Annotated in this window: 18 protein-coding genes; 16 read left to right on the forward strand and 2 right to left on the reverse strand. The window is 42.1% G+C overall.

Going from position 1 to position 19,991, the window contains the following annotated elements:
- The first annotated feature begins 119 nt into the window (after positions 1-119).
- The 5 genes from LIT25_02690 (at position 120) to LIT25_02710 (ending at position 4,717) form a co-directional block, all read left to right on the forward strand.
- The gene (locus LIT25_02690; protein USK34328.1) at positions 120-1,292 is read left to right on the forward strand and encodes an ABC transporter substrate-binding protein; all 1,173 of its coding nucleotides are present in this window, start codon (positions 120-122) and stop codon (positions 1,290-1,292) included.
- A 105-nt stretch (positions 1,293-1,397) separates the two neighbouring features.
- A complete protein-coding gene (locus LIT25_02695) occupies positions 1,398-2,276 on the forward strand; it encodes a branched-chain amino acid ABC transporter permease (protein USK34329.1) in 879 nt (292 codons plus the stop codon).
- Positions 2,277-2,281: 5 nt separating this feature from the next.
- Positions 2,282-3,256 (forward strand): branched-chain amino acid ABC transporter permease, encoded by a 975-nt coding sequence (locus tag LIT25_02700; protein ID USK34330.1) that lies wholly within the window; start codon positions 2,282-2,284, stop codon positions 3,254-3,256.
- Positions 3,231-4,010: an ABC transporter ATP-binding protein gene (locus tag LIT25_02705; GenBank protein ID USK34331.1), complete on the forward strand. Its 780-nt coding sequence runs from the start codon at positions 3,231-3,233 to the stop codon at positions 4,008-4,010. The genes LIT25_02700 and LIT25_02705 overlap by 26 nt, the downstream gene beginning before the upstream one ends.
- Positions 4,010-4,717 (forward strand): ABC transporter ATP-binding protein, encoded by a 708-nt coding sequence (locus LIT25_02710; GenBank protein USK34332.1) that lies wholly within the window; start codon positions 4,010-4,012, stop codon positions 4,715-4,717. Before LIT25_02705 ends, LIT25_02710 begins: the two co-directional genes overlap by 1 nt.
- Before the next feature lie 224 nt (positions 4,718-4,941).
- Here the strand turns inward: LIT25_02710 and LIT25_02715 are convergent, their stop codons facing one another.
- Positions 4,942-6,147: an MFS transporter gene (locus tag LIT25_02715; GenBank protein ID USK34333.1), complete on the reverse strand. Its 1,206-nt coding sequence runs from the start codon at positions 6,145-6,147 to the stop codon at positions 4,942-4,944.
- Positions 6,148-6,378: 231 nt separating this feature from the next.
- On the opposite strand from LIT25_02715, the gene LIT25_02720 reads away from it, so the two are divergent.
- Together LIT25_02720 and LIT25_02725 are read left to right on the forward strand one after the other, a co-directional pair.
- Complete coding sequence (locus tag LIT25_02720) at positions 6,379-6,711, forward strand: DUF485 domain-containing protein (GenBank protein USK34334.1); 333 nt, start codon at positions 6,379-6,381, stop codon at positions 6,709-6,711.
- Between the two features lie 14 nt (positions 6,712-6,725).
- A complete protein-coding gene (locus LIT25_02725; protein USK34335.1) occupies positions 6,726-8,255 on the forward strand; it encodes a cation acetate symporter in 1,530 nt (509 codons plus the stop codon).
- Positions 8,256-8,404: 149 nt separating this feature from the next.
- On the opposite strand, the gene LIT25_02730 is transcribed toward LIT25_02725, so the two are convergent.
- The gene (locus tag LIT25_02730) at positions 8,405-8,590 is read right to left on the reverse strand and encodes a hypothetical protein (protein USK34336.1); all 186 of its coding nucleotides are present in this window, start codon (positions 8,588-8,590) and stop codon (positions 8,405-8,407) included.
- Between the two features lie 149 nt (positions 8,591-8,739).
- On the opposite strand from LIT25_02730, the gene LIT25_02735 reads away from it, so the two are divergent.
- The 9 genes from LIT25_02735 (at position 8,740) to LIT25_02775 (ending at position 19,747) form a co-directional block, all read left to right on the forward strand.
- Positions 8,740-10,008: a two-component sensor histidine kinase gene (locus LIT25_02735; protein ID USK34337.1), complete on the forward strand. Its 1,269-nt coding sequence runs from the start codon at positions 8,740-8,742 to the stop codon at positions 10,006-10,008.
- A gap of 141 nt (positions 10,009-10,149) precedes the next feature.
- Complete coding sequence (locus tag LIT25_02740; protein USK34338.1) at positions 10,150-12,225, forward strand: carbon starvation protein A; 2,076 nt, start codon at positions 10,150-10,152, stop codon at positions 12,223-12,225.
- Entirely contained in the window at positions 12,218-12,421 is a 204-nt protein-coding gene (locus LIT25_02745) for a YbdD/YjiX family protein (protein ID USK34339.1), read from the forward strand. Before LIT25_02740 ends, LIT25_02745 begins: the two co-directional genes overlap by 8 nt.
- Before the next feature lie 96 nt (positions 12,422-12,517).
- Positions 12,518-14,800 carry an ATP-dependent DNA helicase gene (locus LIT25_02750; GenBank protein ID USK34340.1) on the forward strand — a complete coding sequence of 761 codons (2,283 nt, stop codon included), beginning with the start codon at positions 12,518-12,520 and terminating at the stop codon, positions 14,798-14,800.
- 75 nt (positions 14,801-14,875) lie between these two features.
- On the forward strand, positions 14,876-15,028 hold the full coding sequence (locus tag LIT25_02755; protein ID USK34341.1) for a hypothetical protein: 153 nt from the start codon (positions 14,876-14,878) through the stop codon (positions 15,026-15,028).
- Between the two features lie 238 nt (positions 15,029-15,266).
- On the forward strand, positions 15,267-16,484 hold the full coding sequence (locus LIT25_02760; GenBank protein ID USK36129.1) for an endonuclease: 1,218 nt from the start codon (positions 15,267-15,269) through the stop codon (positions 16,482-16,484).
- 111 nt (positions 16,485-16,595) lie between these two features.
- The gene (locus tag LIT25_02765) at positions 16,596-17,156 is read left to right on the forward strand and encodes an NAD(P)H-dependent oxidoreductase (protein ID USK36130.1); all 561 of its coding nucleotides are present in this window, start codon (positions 16,596-16,598) and stop codon (positions 17,154-17,156) included.
- A gap of 70 nt (positions 17,157-17,226) precedes the next feature.
- A complete protein-coding gene (locus LIT25_02770) occupies positions 17,227-17,613 on the forward strand; it encodes a VOC family protein (GenBank protein USK34342.1) in 387 nt (128 codons plus the stop codon).
- A gap of 229 nt (positions 17,614-17,842) precedes the next feature.
- A complete protein-coding gene (locus tag LIT25_02775; GenBank protein USK34343.1) occupies positions 17,843-19,747 on the forward strand; it encodes an ABC-F family ATP-binding cassette domain-containing protein in 1,905 nt (634 codons plus the stop codon).
- Positions 19,748-19,991 lie beyond the last annotated feature (244 nt).

A 19,991-nucleotide genomic window follows, 5' to 3' on the forward strand; every position in this document is an offset into this window, starting at 1 on the left:
TCTTTTGAAGAATCATATTATTGGGACTAAAGATCCTTTTAGGGGGTGATTCGATTAGAATCAGGAACCGATAAGACCGAAAGTTTGCTTCAAAATATGATTAAAAACGGGGGATACAAATGAAAAAGAGAAGATTAATGGCAGTGTTTATGTCACTTATGATTTCAGCTGGCGTGATGGCTGGGTGCGGTGCAAAAAGCACAGGTTCATCCGAAGGAGAGACAATAAAAATCGGAGCGAACTTAGAATTATCCGGCGGGGTGGCCTCTTACGGGCAATCCATTTCAGAAGGCCTGGAACTTGCTTTAGAAGAGATCAATAAAAAAGGCATCGACGGCAAAAAGATTGAGCTTGTTGAATTTGATAATAAATCAGATGCAGCTGAAGCAACGAATGGAGCTATCAAACTTGTAAGCCAGGATAAGGTAGCTGCCATCATTGGAGCTGCAACAAGTACAAATACTCTGGCTCAGGTGCAGATTGCACAGGATAATAAAGTGCCATTAATTACACCAACTGGAACGAACCCGACAATAACGAATACAGATGGCAAAGTCAATGATTATGTATTCCGTACATGCTTTATCGACCCATTCCAAGGAACGGTTGCTGCAAACTTTGCAACAGGCGACTTATCAGTAAAAAATGCGGCTGTACTAATCGACAGCTCAAGCGATTATGCGAAAGGTCTGGCAAAATCCTTCAAAGAATCATTTGAGAAAAGCGGCGGAAAAATTGTCTCAGAGGAAGCTTATGTAGCTAAAGACACAGATTTCCGTGCAACTCTTACAAGAATTAAATCAGCAAATCCAGAATTTGTTTTCCTTCCTGGCTACTATGAAGAGGTAGGCCTAATTGTGAAACAAGCACGTGAGCTTGGCATTGATGTTCCTTTCATGGGAGGCGATGGATGGGATTCTCCGAAGCTGATTGAAATTGCAGGCGGAGAAGCTTTGAACAACACATTCATTACGAACCATTATTCTGCTGGTGATCCAGATGAGAAAATTCAAAATTTCGTAAAAGCGTTCAAGGCGAAATACAAAGATAAATCTCCAGATGCATTTAATGCTCTTGGATATGATACAGGATATTTCCTAGCTGATGCGATTAAACGTGCAGGCGGCGCTGACCCTGAGAAGCTTCAAAAAGCAATTGAAGAAACAAAAGATCTTGCTCTTGTTTCAGGTAACCTGACGCTTGATGAACTTCATGATCCAGTTAAGTCTGCTGCTATTCTTGAATACAAAGATGGCGAGCAAACATTTAAAACGAATGTAGATCCTGAATAAACAATCATATAGCAGATGGAGTAGGGGGCCGTGCCCCCTATTATTCTGAATTTAACAATGAAAACTGCCATACAAAATAAAAGACTTTCAGGGGAGAAAGAGACTATGGAAATTTTTCAGCAGATTGTCAACGGAATATCTCTGGGCAGTATTTATGCTTTAATTGCACTTGGCTATACGATGGTATACGGCATCGTGAAGCTCATAAACTTTGCTCATGGTGATGTGTTCATGATAGGTGCCTTTGTAGGGTTTTACTCGATTACGATTTTAGAACTTGGGTTTTTCCCTGCATTAATCATCTCTATGGCAGTTTGTGCATTATTCGGAGTATTAATCGAGAGGATAGCATATAAACCTTTGAGAAATGCGACTAGAATTGCAGCACTTATAACAGCAATTGGAGTTTCCCTCCTCATTGAATACGGAGTGATTTACGTAAGAGGAGCACAGCCGGAAGCATATCCTGGAACAGTTCTTCCATCGGAGAGCATTTCAATTTTCGGCGTCACAATTAGCAGTCAGTCATTATTTATTCTGGGTATTTCTGTCGGGCTTATGATCTTGCTTCAATTTATTGTTCATAAAACGAAAATCGGCAAAGCCATGCGTGCGGTTTCACATGATGCAGATGCAGCAAGGCTGATGGGAATCAACGTTGACAATACGATTTCTGCTACTTTCGCAATTGGCTCTGCTTTAGCGGGTGCAGCGGGTGTTATTTTTGGAACTTATTATATAAAAATTGAGCCGCTTATGGGGATTATTCCAGGCTTGAAGGCCTTTGTCGCTGCAGTATTGGGCGGAATCGGGATTATTCCAGGTGCGATGGTTGGCGGATTACTTCTCGGAGTCATTGAATCACTGGTAAGTGCAATGGGCTATTCCTTATGGCGTGATGGTGTAGCATTTATCGTCCTTATTCTCATTCTTATCTTCCGTCCATCAGGATTGTTTGGCAAAAACGTTAGAGAGAAAGTGTAAGGGGGATGACAGCAATGAAGAAATCAAAAGGGTTTTGGTTATCAATCGGTTTGGCACTTGTTGGTTTCATCGTCGTACAATTTTTAATCACGGGCGGGTTTTTGAACATTTATCTGGTAAATGCTCTTTACTTTATGGCCATTAATATTATGCTGGCTGCAAGTCTGCATCTTATTATCGGAATTACCGGTCAATTTTCAATCGGGCATGCAGGATTTTTAGCGGTAGGGGCGTATGCTTCGGCTATTATTACAATGAAGATGCAATTGCCGTTTTCGGTTGCCCTGATTGTAGGCGGACTAGCTGCAGCTGTTGCCGGTCTTATTATTGGAATTCCAAGTTTACGTCTAAAAGGGGACTATCTTGCAATTGCTACACTTGGATTTGGTGAAATCGTCCGCATCACGTTTCTGAATATTGATTATGTTGGCGGAGCAAGCGGCATGCAGGTATCCCATCTTACAACTTGGCCGTGGGTGTTCGGATGTTTGCTCATTACGATTCTTGCCATTGTCAATTTTACGAATTCAACTCATGGACGAGCTTGTATTTCTATTCGTGAAAATGAAATAGCAGCAGATGCGATGGGAATCAATACAACGTACTACAAAGTTGCGGCATTCGTGATTGGTGCCTTTTTCGCAGGAATGGCAGGCGGACTGTTCGCACATAACTTTTACATCATCCAGCCAACAAACTTCGGTTTTTTAAAGTCATTTGATATTTTAATCTTTGTCGTTCTTGGCGGGCTCGGCAGTATGTCCGGTGCCGTTCTGGCAGCAATCCTGCTTACGATTGTTTCTACTTTCCTTCAGGAATACCCAGAGACGAGAATGATTATTTACAGTCTTGTCCTGATTGTGATGATGCTTTATCGTCCTCAAGGCTTGCTCGGTACGAAAGAGTTCACTTCATTTTTCAAAAATCGTAAAGGCATGAAAGGGGGTGCAGGTCATGACAGCAAAAACACCGTTGCTTAACGTGCAGAATTTAGGCATAAAGTTTGGGGGTCTTAAGGCTCTTTCATCCGTCACTATCGAATTGAATAAAGGTGAGCTTGTTGGATTGATCGGCCCAAATGGAGCTGGAAAAACGACCTTTTTTAATCTGTTAACAGGCGTATATGTACCAACAGAAGGAACGTTAATGCTTGAAGGTCAAAAACTGAACGGTCTTGTGCCCTATAAAATTACGCGCAAAGGAATCAGCAGAACGTTTCAAAACATTAGACTGTTCAGTGATCTTTCTGTTTTGGATAATGTAAAAGTGGCCTATCATTCTCTTGCAAAGCATTCCATTGCAAGTTCTATTCTCAGGCTGCCTTCCCATTTTTCCGGAGAACGTGAAATGGAAGAAAAAGCGATTGAATTTCTTAAGATTTTCAAGCTTGATAAAGTGAAACACGAGAAGGCAAAGAATCTGCCATACGGTCAGCAGCGCCGTTTAGAAATTGCCCGTGCACTTGCAGCTAACCCTAAGCTTTTGCTTCTTGATGAGCCTGCAGCAGGGATGAACCCGCAGGAAACAGAAGAACTGATGAATTTGATTGCATTTATCCGCGCGAAGTTTGATTTAACGGTTTTGCTGATTGAACATGATATGCCGCTTGTCATGGGTGTTTGTGAACGAATTTATGTACTTGATCATGGCCAGTTAATTGCTCAGGGAGTGCCTGAGGAAATCCGAAACAATCCAAAAGTCATCGAAGCGTATCTCGGCGAGGAGGTTTCATAATGCTGAAAGTAAATGGAATCAATGTATACTATGGAAATATACAAGCAATAAAGGATGTATCTTTAGAGATCAATCAAGGTGAAATTGTGACCTTGATCGGTGCAAATGGAGCCGGGAAGAGCACACTTTTAAAAACCATTTCAGGACTTTTAAAGCCTAAAAAGGGAGAGGTGCTTTTCCAAGATAAATCAATTGCAGGAAAAGCAGCTCAAACAATCGTTAAACAAGGAATATCACATGTTCCTGAGGGACGCAGAGTGTTTGCAAACATGACGGTTGAGGAGAATTTAGAGCTTGGAGCTTACTTGCGCAAAGATAAAGCTGAAATCAAAAGGGATTTTGAAAAAGTATTTGAACTCTTTCCAAGGCTGCTTGAGCGCAAAAAACAGCAGGCAGGAACACTATCAGGAGGGGAACAGCAGATGCTGGCAATGGGACGCGCACTAATGGCGCGCCCCAAGCTGCTTCTGCTGGATGAACCATCAATGGGACTTGCTCCGCTGCTGGTTAAAACGATCTTCAGAATTATTGAAGAGATCAATAAAACTGGCACAACCATTTTATTAGTTGAACAAAATGCAAACATGGCTTTGTCGATCGCTGATAGAGTATATGTGGTTGAAACAGGCAAGGTTGTGCTGTCTGGAACGGCAGATGAATTAAATGCAAGTGATCAGCTGAAAATGGCTTACCTGGGAGGTCATTAACAGAAAAAACCCCTTCAACTCTTAAAGGTTGATGGGGTTTTTCATTGTCTAGGAAATTATAAAAGGTAATAGGTTGTGGATAACGAAATAAAGTTATCTACGTCCAGCGCAAGCGCCTAAATCCTCGGTCAGAACAAATCCGCCAAAAAAGTCAAACCCGGACTTTTCTGTCGGATTCTTATCTGCCTTTCGGATCTAACCAAGGCGCTTGCGCTTTAGTTCTGTTAAAACAGCTGTTTGGCTTTTGTTTCTTTTCCAAGAACGATAACAGCCAGTACACCGATCAGTATGGATACACAAAAGGTTGAAAAGATCATGGTCATCGGGGTATCTTCGGCAACAAGATAACCAACAAGCAATGGCCCTAAAATTCCGCCAATGCGTCCGAATGATGCAGCCATCCCGGCGCCTGTTCCGCGAACAGCTGTCGGATATTGCTCAGGGGTATAAGCGTATAACGCTCCCCAGGCTCCCAGATTGAAGAATGACAGGAATATTCCTGATGTAAGAAGCAGAGTGAGAGATTCAGCCGTTCCAAAGAAATAGGCGCTTAACGCAGTTCCGACTAAATAGGTCGTTAACACAAACTTCCTGCCGAATTTCTCTATAAACCAGGCTGCTGTGAAATAGCCCGGAAGCTGAGCTAGAGTCATGATAAGAACATATTGAAAGCTCTTGATTAAACTGAAGCCTTTCAGAACCATGACACTTGGCAGCCATAGGAACATGCCGTAGTAAGAAAAGACGACACAGAACCAAAGAATCCAAAGCATAGTGGTCTGACGAATATAATCCTTAGACCAGACTGTTTTGATATTTTCCAAAATGGACGGCTTCTGTTCTTTCTTTATCGCTAAAAACTGGGGAGAGTCCGGAAGTTTGATCCGTAAGTACAGCGCATAAAATGCTGGCAATGCACTTAGAAGCAGAGCCGTTTGCCATCCGTAGCTTGGAATAATGAAATAAGAGATAAGAGCGGCAATAAGCCAGCCTGCAGCCCAGAAGCTTTCGAGCAGGACAACAATTCTTCCCCGTTTTTCAGGTGCTACACTTTCAGACACGAGAGTTGATGCAACAGGAAGTTCTCCTCCAAGGCCCATTCCAACAAAAAACCTTAATATGAGGAAGGCGGTTAATGTAGTTGTGAAAGCAGACAGTCCGCTTCCGACTGAAAAGAGAAGCAAGGTAATAATAAAGACATGTTTCCTTCCGATACGGTCAGACAATAATCCAAACACGAGGGCGCCAACAGCCATTCCGATAGAATTCATGCTGCCGATCCAGGCCATTTGTTTAACGCTTAAACCCCATTCAGATTGAAGCGCCGCTATAATAAATGAGAGCATTCCAACATCCATGGCATCAAAAAGCCAGCCAAGTCCTGCAATTCCAAGCAGTTTTCGGGTTGGAAGTGTATTCTTTTTCTCCATCGTATCCTCCTTAACAGCTTTCACCGATAATAGAATGCAGTAATCTTTCTTATTTTAGTCTACCATCTGAATTATTTCTATCTTTGAATGAGTCTAAAGAAGGTTATTTTTAAAAAAATAAGATAACTAAATTTACATACTTTTCAGATAAATATATAATGAGAGTGTGAAAATTTGGAATTAAAGGAGGTTTGGTTTTTTTATAAACTTTTAACTAAGGGGGAACTAATAGTGAGTAATGAAAAACAACAATTGAAGTCCGCACAGTCCTCAGTAGATTACACCAAAATTGTTCAGTCGCAATCCTTTCAAAAACTGCTTCAGGCAAAACGAAATTTCATTTTGCCAATGTCATTATTTTTCTTAGCATTTTATTTTACACTGCCGGTGTTAACGGCTTATTCAACCGTACTGAATGAGTATGCAGTCGGCCCGATCAGCTGGGCATGGGTATTTGCCTTTGCCCAATTTATTATGACTTGGACGCTGTGTATGCTTTATTCCAGCCGGGCAAAGAAGTTTGATCAGATGGTAGAAGAAATCAAAGCTGAAGCAAGAAGGTAAGGAGGAAACTTTCAATGAACATGCTGGCATTCTCTCTCTTTTTGGCGATCGTTATTATGACATTATTTATTACCTATTTTGCCTCAAAGCGCACAAAGACAACCAGTGATTTTTACACCGCAGACAGCAGTTTAACCGGCTTTCAAAACGGACTGGCTATCGCTGGCGATTATATGTCCGCAGCTTCTTTTTTAGGGATCGCCGGAATGATAGCGCTTTCTGGATTTGATGGTTTCTTTTACAGCATAGGGTTTTTAGTTGCATATCTTGTGGTGTTATACATAGTGGCTGAGCCCCTTCGGAATTTGGGGAAGTATACAATGGCTGACATGATAGCAGCAAGGTTTAATAACAGTAAAGTGCGCGGTGTAGCGGCTCTGAATACGATTTCTATTTCAATCTTTTATATGATTGCTCAGTTAGTGGGAGCGGGAGGGCTTATACATCTGCTCCTTGGCATTGAATATGTGTATTCAGTTCTGATTGTAGGCACTCTGATGACAATCTATGTGGTATTCGGAGGAATGACTGCAACGAGCTGGGTGCAGATTGTAAAAGCTGTTCTTCTTATGATAGGTACATTTATAATCTCAGTTATTGTGTTTGCTAAATTTGATTTCAGCATCATGAAAATGTTCTCTGAGATGCAGACGGCGACGCCGCTTGGTGAAAGCTTTTTGAATCCGGGGAATAAGTTTAAGAATCCGCTGGATACGATTTCGCTGAATCTGGCGCTTGTTCTTGGAACGGCCGGACTACCTCATATCCTGATTCGTTTCTTTACAGTGAAGGATGCCATTACGGCACGTAAATCTGTTGTATATGCAACCTGGATTATCGGTGCGTTTTATGTGATGACTGTCTTTTTAGGTTTAGGAGCTGCAGCGTTTGTTGGCTATGACAATATTGTAGCTGCAAACTCAGCTGGGAACATGGCAGCGCCATTGCTTGCAGAAGCGATTGGCGGGGATTTCTTATTTGCCTTTGTTTCTGCAGTAGCATTCGCTACAATACTCGCTGTTGTAGCGGGACTCGTGCTATCAGCTGCTTCTGCATTTGCGCATGACTTTTACAGCCATATTCTTCGCCGCGGAGAAGCAACTGAGAAAGAGCAGGTTGTGGCAGCCAGATGGGCATCTATCGGTGTGGCCGTTCTTTCAATTCTTCTCGCTTTGTTTGCGCAGAACATGAACGTAGCATTTTTAGTCGCATTGGCCTTTGCTGTCGCGGCAAGCGCCAATTTGCCAATTCTCCTGCTGACGATATTCTGGAAACGGTTTAATACAGCCGGCGCTGTTACAGGTATGCTGACTGGCTTGTTCAGTTCTTTGATTCTTGTAGCTATAAGCCCGAATGTATGGTCACCAGAAGCAGGAGCTGCCATTTTTGTAGGAGATCCTTTGTTCAGTCTGACTAATCCGGGTATCGTTTCAATCCCGCTTGGATTCCTTGGTGCTTACATCGGAACCATCGTTTCAAGCAAGAAAGAAGATGCGAAGAAATTTGATGAGATTCTTGTGAAGGCTAATACTGGAATGAAATAAGTCATAAAAAACCCTCCCGCTTGTACTTGTAGCGGGAGGGTTTTTGTATAAGACTAGTGAGAAATAAAGAGAGATTCCGGGTTAAAAAGATCTGTCTGAAACAGAAGAATTTAAGCTGCGAAAGAACAAAAAAGCGGCCGGCTGAAAAATTAATCACTTGAAGATTGATCCTTTGTTTTATGTTTCTTCTTTTCATCCTGAAGTCCGATTTTTACCTCTTCGGTCGGGATAGCGTCAACGGTCATTTCATTTTCCCGTTCAATTAGTGTTTTTCCGTCACGCCCTTGTATCTGCTCGGGGTTATCTTGTTTTTGTTTCGTTTTTTTATCAGTCACGCCAATCACCTCCATGTATGTACAGATACCTGTTTTACTGCGGGTTAAAACATTTGTTTAAATATAAGGTTCATTAAAAAACAAAGAGGAGTTATGCGATTTTTGTCGAATATCAAACTCAATACACAAATATAATTGAGGAAATTACGATGCTAGCAGAGAAATTAACATTACATGTTTTAATCGTTTTGGTTCCTGTCTTAATTTATACGGTTATTTTTGAAAACAAGCGCATTACGGCATCTCCTTATTTCTCCGGAGTTATATACGGAATCGCTGCCTTTTTGTGCATGATTTTTTCGTTTTATGATTACGGTCTTTATTGGGATTTAAGATATGTCCCAATGGTGCTGGCATTGCTGTATGGAGGTCCTGTTTCAGGCCTGATTGTTTTCTTTTTCATTCTGCTTGCCAGAACATACATAGGCGGGGAAGCAATTGTTTTTGGATATATAAGCGCCTTCCTTGCATTGATTGTACCGTTCCTATTTTCAAAGCGTTTTAGAAAGTACAAGCCTAAAAAAAGAATTCAGCTTTCTATCCTTATTGGATTCTGTCCAGCTTTTGTCCAGCTTTTCATTCTGCTTTCTTTTTTAATTACATCTGATTTCACCTTCACCAGCAGCAGTGAGCTGTTATTTTATGTGTTCATCTTCGGAACTTTACAAGTTATCGCTATTGGGATAGCTGCTAAGCTGCTTGAAGCAGGCATTGACAGGAAGATGATGAAGCAGGAGATTATCCGTACAGAAAAGCTGAACACGATTGGTGAGCTTGCTGCATCCATCGCACATGAAGTCCGAAATCCATTAACCGTTGTAAAAGGGTTTTTGCAGCTGATGGAAAAAGAAAAGAAGACCGAAGAACAATATATGCGTTTAATTTTGAGTGAGCTTGGCAGAGCAGAGTCCATTCTGAATGATTATCTTAATTTTGCTAAGCCTAAGCTTAAAAAAATTGAAGAATTTCAGCTCTCAGAAGTTATTCAGGATGTCGTCTATTTATTAAATGCACTTGCGGTCAAGCAAGGAGTTAAGTTATCCTGCCAGCTGCAGCCGGGTCTTTATGTTGAAACAGATCGAAGCCAGCTGAAGCAGGCACTTGTAAATTTCATTAAAAATGCAATCGAAGCAACTCCTGGAGGCGGAAGGGTCCGAATACAGCTCTATTTGAAAAACGGCCATGCCCATACAGTCATATCTGATACAGGCAAGGGGATGACAACGGAGCAGCTTTCCCAGATTGGCACTGTCTTTTATTCGACCAAGGATAAAGGCACCGGTCTTGGAACAACCGTTTCGCTTCGCATTATTGAAACCATGAAAGGAAGAGTAGCATATAAAAGCGATCTTGGTGCGGGTACAGAAGTGACCATGATCCTGCCGGTGAAAAATAATAAAAGAGGCGCACCACAGTAGGTACTGTGGTTTTTTTATGCCTTAAATCACAACTTCCAATCTGAAATTCTAGTATTAACCTATTAAATTAGCAAAAAATTATTTAAAAATTCAGATAACAAAAGTATAATAGGTTTGTATGTTACAGAAGGGATGATGCAGATGAAGGCTTTCAGGTCTATTATTATTTGGGGGTTAGTCTCTGCACTGGGAGCAGCTGGATTTGCAGTCATCGCTCTCAATCAGGGGGAGAGCATTAATGCAATTTGGCTGCTGACAGCTGCTGTTTGCTCGTATGCGGTTGCATACCGTTTTTACAGCCGTTTTATAGCGGTCAAGGTATTTGAGCTTGATGACAAGCGGGAAACACCTGCAGAAACACACAATGACGGCAAGGATTATGTGCCGACCAACAAATGGGTATTGTTTGGTCATCACTTTGCAGCGATCGCGGGAGCAGGACCGCTTGTAGGGCCTATACTTGCTGCACAAATGGGTTATTTGCCGGGTACGATCTGGATTATCGTCGGCGTGATCCTTGCAGGAGCCGTACAGGATTTCATTATTTTGTTCGGTTCAATGCGCCGAAAAGGAAAATCATTAGGGGAAATGATTAAAGAAGAAATTGGTCCGATAACGGGGATCATAGCCATGGTAGGTATTTTAGGTATTATGATTATTTTATTAGCCGTTTTGGCTCTCGTTGTTGTGAAAGCGCTTGTAGGAAGTCCGTGGGGAATGTTTACAATCGCAGCAACGATTCCAATTGCTGTATTTATGGGCGTTTACATGAGGTATATTCGCCCGGGAAGAGTGGGGGAAGGTTCAGTAATCGGTGTCGTGCTTCTTCTATTATCGATCTTCCTTGGACAGTACGTTGCGGAAACTCCGGAACTTGCAAAGCTATTTACATATAAAGGCGAAACAATTGCTATTTTAATGATTGTATACGGTTTCATAGCGTCTGTTTTGCCGGTTTGGCTCCTGCTTGCGCCAAGGGATTATCTAAGTACATTCCTGAAAGTCGGAACCATTGTCGGTCTCGCACTTGGAATCATCGCTGTAGCTCCAGAACTGCAGATGCCGTCTGTTACACCATTTATAGATGGTACAGGGCCTGTATTTGCAGGAAATATGTTTCCGTTTTTATTTATCACGATTGCATGCGGTGCTGTTTCCGGCTTCCATGCTTTAGTATCTTCGGGCACAACGCCAAAAATGATCGAAAGAGAATCGCATGCCCGTCCAATCGGATATGGCGCGATGCTGACAGAATCTTTTGTCGCTGTTATGGCGATGATTGCTGCCTGTGTTCTTACGCCGGGTATCTATTTCGCTATTAATAGTCCCCCGGCACTGATTGGGACGGAAGCTGTACAAGCGGCAACAACCGTTTCAAGCTGGGGCTATACGATAACGCCGGATGATTTGACGGCGCTTGCAGATGATGTTGGAGAAGAAACGGTTCTCTCAAGAACTGGAGGAGCTCCAACTCTTGCAATCGGAATGGCTTATATCTTTTCTGAAGTCATTGGCGGTAAAGCGCTTATGGCCTTCTGGTATCATTTCGCCATTTTGTTCGAAGCCTTATTTATTCTGACAACAATTGATGCGGGAACCAGGGTTGGGCGCTTTATGATTCAGGATTTATTGGGTCATATTTATAAACCTTTGGGCAGAACAGAATATCTACCGGCCAATATCCTTGCAACCGCACTTTGTGTTTTTGGCTGGGGGTATTTCCTCTATCAGGGTGTTATCGATCCGTTAGGCGGAATCAACACACTCTGGCCGCTGTTCGGTATTGCCAATCAGATGCTGGCAGGAATTGCATTGCTGCTTGGAACGACGATTCTTTTCAAAATGGGCAAAAAAGCATACGTTTGGATTACACTTGTTCCAACGACTTGGATTTTAATCGTAACGATGACAGCCGGATGGCAAAAGCTTTTCCATGAAAATCCGAAAATAGGATTCTTATCACATGCAAATCTGTTTAAGGGTGCGCTTGATAAAGGAGAGGCACTCGCCCCTGCTGCAAATGCCGCTCAGATGAAGCAGGTATTGATAAATGATTACGTTGATGCAGCTCTTTGCGCCATCTTTATGCTTGTAGTAATCGCCGTCTTGATTTCGGCCATCCGCATATGGATAAAGGTATTGACCAACAAGAAGACCACATTGCACGAGGCGCCGTATATTGCCAGGTCTAAAGGAGGCATAAGCCACCATGTATAAGAAACTGTCTTCCATTCTTAAGTTCAGAAAGCAGTTTATCAGCTTGATGGCAGGTGTTCCAAGCTATGAAAAATATGTGGAGCATATGATGGTGCATCACCCGGATCAGCCGGTCCAAAGCAGAAAGGAATTTTTCTGCGAGGCACAGGAAGCACGCTACAACGCAAAAGGCGGAAAGGTTTCGCGCTGCTGTTAATGATGAGAAATCGCCCATCTCCCAGGTGGGCGATTTCTTTTTATCCTGAGGCTAAAACCACAAAATATCTGATAAAATAATAACAGGTGATGTCGAATGAAAGAAGTGCATATTTCAGTCAGAGCACTAGTAGAATATGTTTTCAGATCGGGAAGCATTGATTCAAGATTCAGGACAGCTGCAACGATGACAGAAGGGACAAAAGCACATCAGACGATTCAGAAGACATATGAAGAAGCAGATCAAAAAGAAGTATTTTTAAAGACTGTCATAGAGCATAACCACCTCTCTTTTTTAATTGAGGGGAGATGTGACGGGCTTCTGTTAACTGAAGATATGCCATATATTGATGAAATAAAATCAACTGCGGGTGATCTTTCTTTATTAAAAGAGGATTCTCATCCAGTTCACTGGGCCCAGGCGAAATGCTACGCTTATATTGTTTCAAAAGAAAGAGCATTAGATCACATCGGAGTGCAGTTGACCTATGTCAGCGTACAGTCAGGCGAACAAGTGAGGTTCAGAAAAATAGTTTCATCAGCAGATCTCGATTCTTTCATGGAGGAATTGGTAAAAGGTTTTTATCCATACGCTGAATTAAGAGCAGGGCATCAAAAGAAACGTGATGAAAGCATTGAAAAGTTATCTTTTCCTTTTGAAACATACAGAGAGGGTCAAAGGAAGCTTGCTGGCACAGTCTACAAAGCAATCAGCGACAAGGCAGACTTGTTTGCTCAAGCCTCAACCGGAATCGGCAAAACGGTTTCCACAGTCTTTCCAGCTTTGAAAGCTATGGGAGAAGGTAAAGCAGAAAGACTTTTTTACTTAACGGCTAAAACGATCACAAGAAAAGCGGCAGAAGATACCTTTTCTTACATGGAAACAAAGGGACTGTGCTTTAATACTGTTACGATTACAGCAAAGGACAAGGTTTGCTTAAAGGATGAGACCCGCTGTCAAAGGGATTACTGCGAATTTGCAAATGGTTACTATGACAGGATTAATGGAGCGGTGCTTGATATCCTCTCTAATGAAACCCGTTTAACATCAGACGTCATTAAGAAGTATGCGTTAAAGCATACCGTTTGCCCCTTTGAATTTTCCTTAGACCTCGCATCTGCTTCAGACGGAATGATTTGTGATTACAACTATGTGTTTGATCCGCGCGTATCCTTAAAACGTTTTTTCGATGAACAAAAGAAAAAATCGGTCCTGCTGATCGACGAAGCGCATAATCTGGTTGACAGGGGAAGGGCGATGTTTTCTGCAGACTTGAAAAAATCGGACTTTCTTCAGCTGAAAAAGGAATTTAAAACGGCCAGCAGGTCCATCTTCGAACATGCAAAAAAAATAAATGGTTTTTTTATTGCTCTTAGAAAACAATGTGAAAATGAAAATCATGCGATGCTGATGGAGAATGTCCCTAATGAGCTAATTGAGCAGCTGGAACCATTTATTTCAGACGCAGAAAAAGAGCTTTTAATGGGAAGTCAATCACAGCTTCTGTTAGATTGTTACTTTCAGGCTCAGACGTTTGTGAAAATGTCCAAGCTCTATGATGAGAGGTATGTGACGACAGTGGCAGCAGATCGAAATGAGGCTGTGATTAAACTGCTGTGCCTTGATCCATCCTATCTTCTGCAGCAGGTGAAAAAACCGTTTCGCTCAAGTATCCACTTTTCAGCTACACTCTCTCCCCTCCATTTTTACAAGGACATGCTTGGAGGAGTTTCAGACGATTATCAAGTGAAAATTCCCTCCCCATTTACCAGGGAAAACTTAGATGTCTATATCAAGCCGCTTTCTACCAGATATCACGACAGGGAAAAAAGCAAGAAGCCGATTTCTGAGGTGGTTATGCAGCTGCTTGAAGAACGGGGCGGAAACTACCTTATCTTTTTTCCTTCTTACGTTTATATGAAGGAAGTATATGAATCTTTGACAGAGGTGAATCCGCCTTTTGAAATGATGATTCAGCAGCCTCAGATGACTGAAGCAGAGAGAGAAGCTTTTTTAGCTGCCTTTCAAGAAAACAGCAGCACGACACTGATTGGATTTGCCGTAATGGGCGGGATCTTTTCTGAAGGTGTTGACCTGATAGGCAACCGGTTAAACGGGGTCATCGTTGTTGGAGTAGGCCTGCCTCAGATAGGCTTTGAAAGAAACATTATGAAAGCTTATTTTCAGCAGACGGGAAAAAACGGGTTTGATTATGCCTATGTTTTCCCTGGGATGAACAAAGTGCTTCAGGCAGGTGGAAGACTGATTCGTTCTGAAAAAGATACCGGAACCATTGTGCTGGTCGATGACCGTTTCTTAACCGATAAGTACCAATCGCTTCTTCCGTATGAATGGAAGAACTTTGTCATTTTAAACTGAGACCTCTTTTCTATTCATTCAAACTCTCTGTACAAGGGTTTTTAATCTGCGTATAGGGGTAAAAAGGGAAAAGAGGTGATAATAAATGAAAAGGACTTCTTCCTTTTTATAGGCGGATTCTTAAATATCGGAATAATTCTGCTGTTTGTCGTACTTGTTTTTGTCGTAATTGGAGTAAAACGAAAAAACAAACGCAAGGCTGGTCATATGAAAGATCAAAATTATTAATAGGAAGAAAAGATGCACTTCAGACAGAGGTGCATTTTTTGTGCTTTTAGGTTCAGGGGGCACTAGTCTCATTCTCTCATCTTTTACAAAAAAGCAGGATTATGACGCAAATTTACAAAATTATCATAAATAGTTAATGTTTCCATAGTATTCTATTTTCGTGATAATCAGAAAAATGAGGAGGAATACCATTTTGCCTAAAAACAAACATGCTGCAATCATCGTAAAACTGGCTCTTATGCTTAGTTTTTTTATTCCTGTGTTTCAAGTCTCGCCATCACAAGCTTCAACTGGAGACGGCACTTGGACAGCACCGTATTCAGTCGCTCAGGCAAATGCCAATCAAACTGGTTCTGTTAAAACGGTTAAAGGATACGTTGTGGGACAGCCGACTGCCGCGAACATGGTAGTGACATCCAATTATCCGAATGATTATGCACTTGCTCTCGCAGATTCACCGTCAGAAACAAGTACATCTAAAATGATTTATGTGCAAATTCCATCCTCGTTCCGAACACAATTTGGTTTGAAAACGAACCCTTCTCTAAAAGGCGCGGAAATGAAAGTAACAGGTAAACTTGCAGCCTATTTTTCTCACACTGGAATAACGGGTGCGACAGCTATGGAAAAACAATCTGGAACCACGGACCCGACAGACCCGACAGACCCGACAGACCCGACAGACCCGACAGACCCGACAGACCCGACAGACCCGACAGACCCGACAGACCCGACAGACCCGACAGACCCTATAGAGCCACCTTCTTATGATGACACATATTATCAGTCTGCTATAGGGAAAACAGGCGACGCTTTAAAGACGGAACTTCATAATATTATAGACGATCATAGAGAGCTTTCTTATGACAATGTCTGGGAAGCACTCAGAAACACAGATGAAGACCCAAACAATCCAAACAACGTCATTCTTCTTTATACAGGACGTTCACAAAGCAAGCTTACAAACGGCGGAAATGTGAATGATTGGAATAGAGAGCACGTTTGGGCGAAATCACATGGCGACTTTGGAACAAGTGCCGGTGCCGGGACCGATATCCATCATTTAAGACCAACTGATGTTTCAGTAAACAGCTCAAGAGGCAATCTTGATTTTGATAACGGAGGAACACAGCACTCTGAAGCTTTAGGCAACTACTATGACTCTGATTCATGGGAGCCGAGAGACGCTGTTAAAGGTGATGTGGCCAGAATGTTATTTTACATGGCGGTCCGTTATGAAGGTGACAGCGGCGAGCTGGATCTTGAGCTGAACAACAATGTAAACAATGGAACAGCTCCGCTGCATGGAAAAATGTCTGTTCTGCTTGAATGGCACAGAGAAGATCCAGTAGATACACGCGAAAGAAGAAGAAATGACATCATCTATAAAGACTATCAAAATAACCGCAATCCATTTATAGATCATCCAGAATGGGCTGAATCCATCTGGAACTAAGTAAATATCAGAAGCCTTCCAAGCAGTATCGGGAGGCTTTTTATGTTTGATGGAATAAGAAAAAGGCAAATAGATTACTATAAATGAAACCAAAAAGGAGACTAAATCATGCTGAAAACTCTCTATTTGAATTGTTCTTTAAAAAAAGGAAACGAACCCTCAAACACAGAATCCTTAATGAGACAATCTCAAAAACATTTGCAGAATGAAGATGTTCAAACAGAAGAATTGCAAATTGCGGACTACAATATTGCATTTGGCATGTCAGAAGATATGGGCAGGGGCGATGATTGGCCGCTGATTATGAAAAAAATAGCCGATGCTGATATCGTTGTGGTCGGAACTCCGCTGTGGCTTGGAGAAAAGAGCAGCATTGCTTCTCTTGTTATGGAAAGACTTTACGCATCAAGCAGTGAAACGAATGAAAAAGGACAGTCTATTTATTATAATAAGGTTGGGGGCGTTGCTGTAACAGGCAATGAAGATGGCGCGAAGGAAGCAGCCCGTTCCATTTTATACGGCCTGCAGCACATCGGATTTCTTATCCCGCCTAATGTGGATGTGTATTGGGTTGGAGAAGCTGGGCCGGGACCTTCCTACATGGAAGCGGGAAAAGAAAATGCATTTACGATTAAGAATACGAGAACAATGAGCTTAAATTTAGTTCACTAGGCGAGACTCCTGGCTAAGTATCCAATTCCAGCAGAAGGAAATACATTATAAAAGCAATGGAGTGTGTACGATGATAATCAATGAATCCATTCAGCATGTCAGCCTGTCCGTGACAAATCTTGAGATGGCAAAGCATTTTTATGAAAATGTATTATGCTTAAAAGAAATCGAAAGACCTCCTTTTGATTCTTATGGCGCGTGGTATGAAATCGGCTCACAGCAAATTCATCTAATTGTTGATGAAGATTCGCAAACACTGAGAAAGAATTATACCCTGAATTCCAGAGAAGGACATCTTGCATTGAGGATTGCCGAATATCAAACTGCTGTTGATTGGCTTATTTCACATCATATTGAATATCGGGAAGACAAAAATGGAGTGAGCGGTTTTAATCAAATATACTGCTGTGATCCGGACGGGAATTTAATCGAGCTGAATGTTGAACAAAATAAGTAGGTGAGAGGGATCATATGTCTCTCTTTTTTTATGGAAAAAGGCTGTGTTCGACATTTCCTTGGAAATAAATCAGGTTATTTGCGGATTCCTGCAGAAAAAGGAAGGAGAAGTTTATTGGGGTTTATCCAAGCTTGTCAGTCACATAGGAATGGAAAATATCTTATGCTAGTTTTTGTGCATCTAACTGCTGTACAATATAATGAAACATTATATAAGGGCGGATAAATAAATGAGCATTCTTTCTGTAGAGAATTTATATAAAACATATGGCGAAAAGACTTTGTTTGATCATATTTCATTTTCAATTGCTGAAAGGCAGAGAATTGGATTAATCGGGACAAACGGAACAGGGAAATCAACCCTTTTGAAATATCTTTCAGGACTAGAGACTGTTGAAGAAGGAAAAATGATTCATGCCAATTCGTTTCATATTGAATACCTTCCGCAGCAGCCTGAGCTTGAGGAAGAATTGACAGTCCTTGAACAGATCTATTACGGGGATTCCTTGATCATGCGGGCGATGCGTGATTATGAGCTTGCTCTTTCTGAACTGGAAGCAGATCCGTCTAATGAAAAAAAACAATCCAAGCTTCTTTCAATGCAGCAAAAAATGGATGAAAATGACGCGTGGGAAGCGAGTACGGTTGCCAAAACCGTTTTGACCCGCCTCGGCATTTCCGACTTTGCAAGGCCAGTAAGGCTTTTATCAGGCGGTCAAAAGAAACGTGTTGCGATTGCAAAAGCTTTGATTCAGCCGGCAGATCTGCTGATTCTGGATGAGCCTACAAACCATCTGGATAATGAAACGATCGAATGGCTGGAGACTTTTTTAGCACAATACAAAGGCTCTATTCTTCTCGTGACCCATGATCGTTATTTCCTTAACCGGGTAACAAACCAAATTTTCGAATTAGAAAATGGCAAGCTGTATGTTTATGAGGGAAACTATGAAGTATTTCTTGAGAAAAAAGCAGAGCGTGAATTCAATGCCGAGCAGTCTGAAAGCAAGCGCCAAAATCTGCTGCGCAGAGAGCTTGCCTGGCTGAGACGAGGCGCTAAAGCCCGGACAACAAAACAAAAAGCACGCATTGGACGTGTGGAAGACCTTCAGGATCAGGAAGGACCGGCAGCAAAACATAGCGTTGATTTTGCCATCGGATCAACAAGACTTGGGAAAAAAGTAATTGAGCTTGAAGGTGTTTCAAAAGCTTTTCAGGACCGTACCTTAATGACAAATGTAGATTATCTCGTGGTTCCCGGGGAGAGACTTGGAATCATCGGACCTAATGGAAGCGGGAAATCGACACTATTAAACATCATAGCAGGACGCATTCAGCCTGACGGCGGCAAGGTTGAAATTGGCGAAACCGTCAAAATCGGCTATTATACTCAGGATCATGAGGCAATGGATGAAGATTTGCGCGTCGTTGAATATATAAAAGAAGTTGCGGAAGTTGTGCAGACAGTTGATCATCAAACGATTACAGCAGAGCAAATGCTTGAGCGCTTCATGTTTCCAAGATCGATGCAGTGGACATACATCCGTAAGCTATCAGGCGGAGAGCGCCGCAGATTGTATTTGCTCAAGGTATTAATGCAGGAGCCAAACGTTCTCTTCCTTGATGAGCCTACAAATGACTTAGACACTCAAACACTCAGCGTCCTCGAGGATTATCTTGATCAATTCCCTGGCGTTGTCGTCACTGTTTCCCATGATCGCTATTTTCTTGACCGTGTAGTGGATCATCTCCTTGTTTTTGAAGGAAGCGGCAAGGTTCTCCGATTTCAGGGAAGCTACTCAGATTACATGGATACAAGAAAAAGAATGAAGGAAGCTGAAAGTGCGGCACCAGCTCCTAAAGTTCAGGAAATGGCGGCAGCTCCGAAGCAGAGAAAAAAACTCTCCTATAAAGAGCAGCAAGAATGGGACGTTATTGAAGATAAGATTGCGGAACTGGAAGAAAAAAGAGAAGAGCTTGAAGTCCAAATCGCTTCAAGCGGCAGTGATTACGGCAAAATTCAGCAGCTGATGGAGCAGCAGCAGGCTATTGATGCGGAGCTTGAAGCAACAATGGAGCGCTGGGAAGAACTCTCGCTTATGGTTGAAGAAATAGAAAATGCGAAGCAGCAATAAGTATAAGCAAACAGCCCGGAAATATTTTCTTTTCGGGCTGTTTTCTTGCTTAAGAGAAAGTATAAAATTTTGCGCATTGGTGTCTAGCTCCACCTCCTAGCCCCTCGGCCAGAACAAATTCCCTCAGGAAAGTCAAACCCGGACTTTTCGGGGGAATTCTTATCTGTCTGCCCGAGTCTGACCAGTCGGTTCCGCTTTTCTTATTTCTTCAGATCTTTTTTCGTTTCTTCACTTCGGATGTTGA

This window comes from Bacillus sp. F19, from assembly GCA_023823795.1.
In the GTDB taxonomy this organism is placed as follows: domain Bacteria; phylum Bacillota; class Bacilli; order Bacillales; family Bacillaceae; genus Bacillus_P.

Excerpts from the sequence above, each read along its gene's own strand:
- LIT25_02740 (USK34338.1), top strand. The coding sequence starts at position 10,150 with ATGAAGGCTTTCAGGTCTATTATTATTTGGGGGTTAGTCTCTGCACTG.
- LIT25_02695 (USK34329.1), top strand. The coding sequence starts at position 1,398 with ATGGAAATTTTTCAGCAGATTGTCAACGGAATATCTCTGGGCAGTATT.
- LIT25_02725 (USK34335.1), top strand. The coding sequence starts at position 6,726 with ATGAACATGCTGGCATTCTCTCTCTTTTTGGCGATCGTTATTATGACA.
- LIT25_02745 (USK34339.1), top strand. The coding sequence starts at position 12,218 with ATGTATAAGAAACTGTCTTCCATTCTTAAGTTCAGAAAGCAGTTTATC.
- LIT25_02715 (USK34333.1), bottom strand. The coding sequence starts at position 6,147 with ATGGAGAAAAAGAATACACTTCCAACCCGAAAACTGCTTGGAATTGCA.
- LIT25_02735 (USK34337.1), top strand. The coding sequence starts at position 8,740 with ATGCTAGCAGAGAAATTAACATTACATGTTTTAATCGTTTTGGTTCCT.
- LIT25_02690 (USK34328.1), top strand. The coding sequence starts at position 120 with ATGAAAAAGAGAAGATTAATGGCAGTGTTTATGTCACTTATGATTTCA.
- LIT25_02705 (USK34331.1), top strand. The coding sequence starts at position 3,231 with ATGACAGCAAAAACACCGTTGCTTAACGTGCAGAATTTAGGCATAAAG.
- LIT25_02760 (USK36129.1), top strand. The coding sequence starts at position 15,267 with ATGCTTAGTTTTTTTATTCCTGTGTTTCAAGTCTCGCCATCACAAGCT.
- LIT25_02710 (USK34332.1), top strand. The coding sequence starts at position 4,010 with ATGCTGAAAGTAAATGGAATCAATGTATACTATGGAAATATACAAGCA.
- LIT25_02775 (USK34343.1), top strand. The coding sequence starts at position 17,843 with ATGAGCATTCTTTCTGTAGAGAATTTATATAAAACATATGGCGAAAAG.
- LIT25_02750 (USK34340.1), top strand. The coding sequence starts at position 12,518 with ATGAAAGAAGTGCATATTTCAGTCAGAGCACTAGTAGAATATGTTTTC.
- LIT25_02770 (USK34342.1), top strand. The coding sequence starts at position 17,227 with ATGATAATCAATGAATCCATTCAGCATGTCAGCCTGTCCGTGACAAAT.
- LIT25_02700 (USK34330.1), top strand. The coding sequence starts at position 2,282 with ATGACAGCAATGAAGAAATCAAAAGGGTTTTGGTTATCAATCGGTTTG.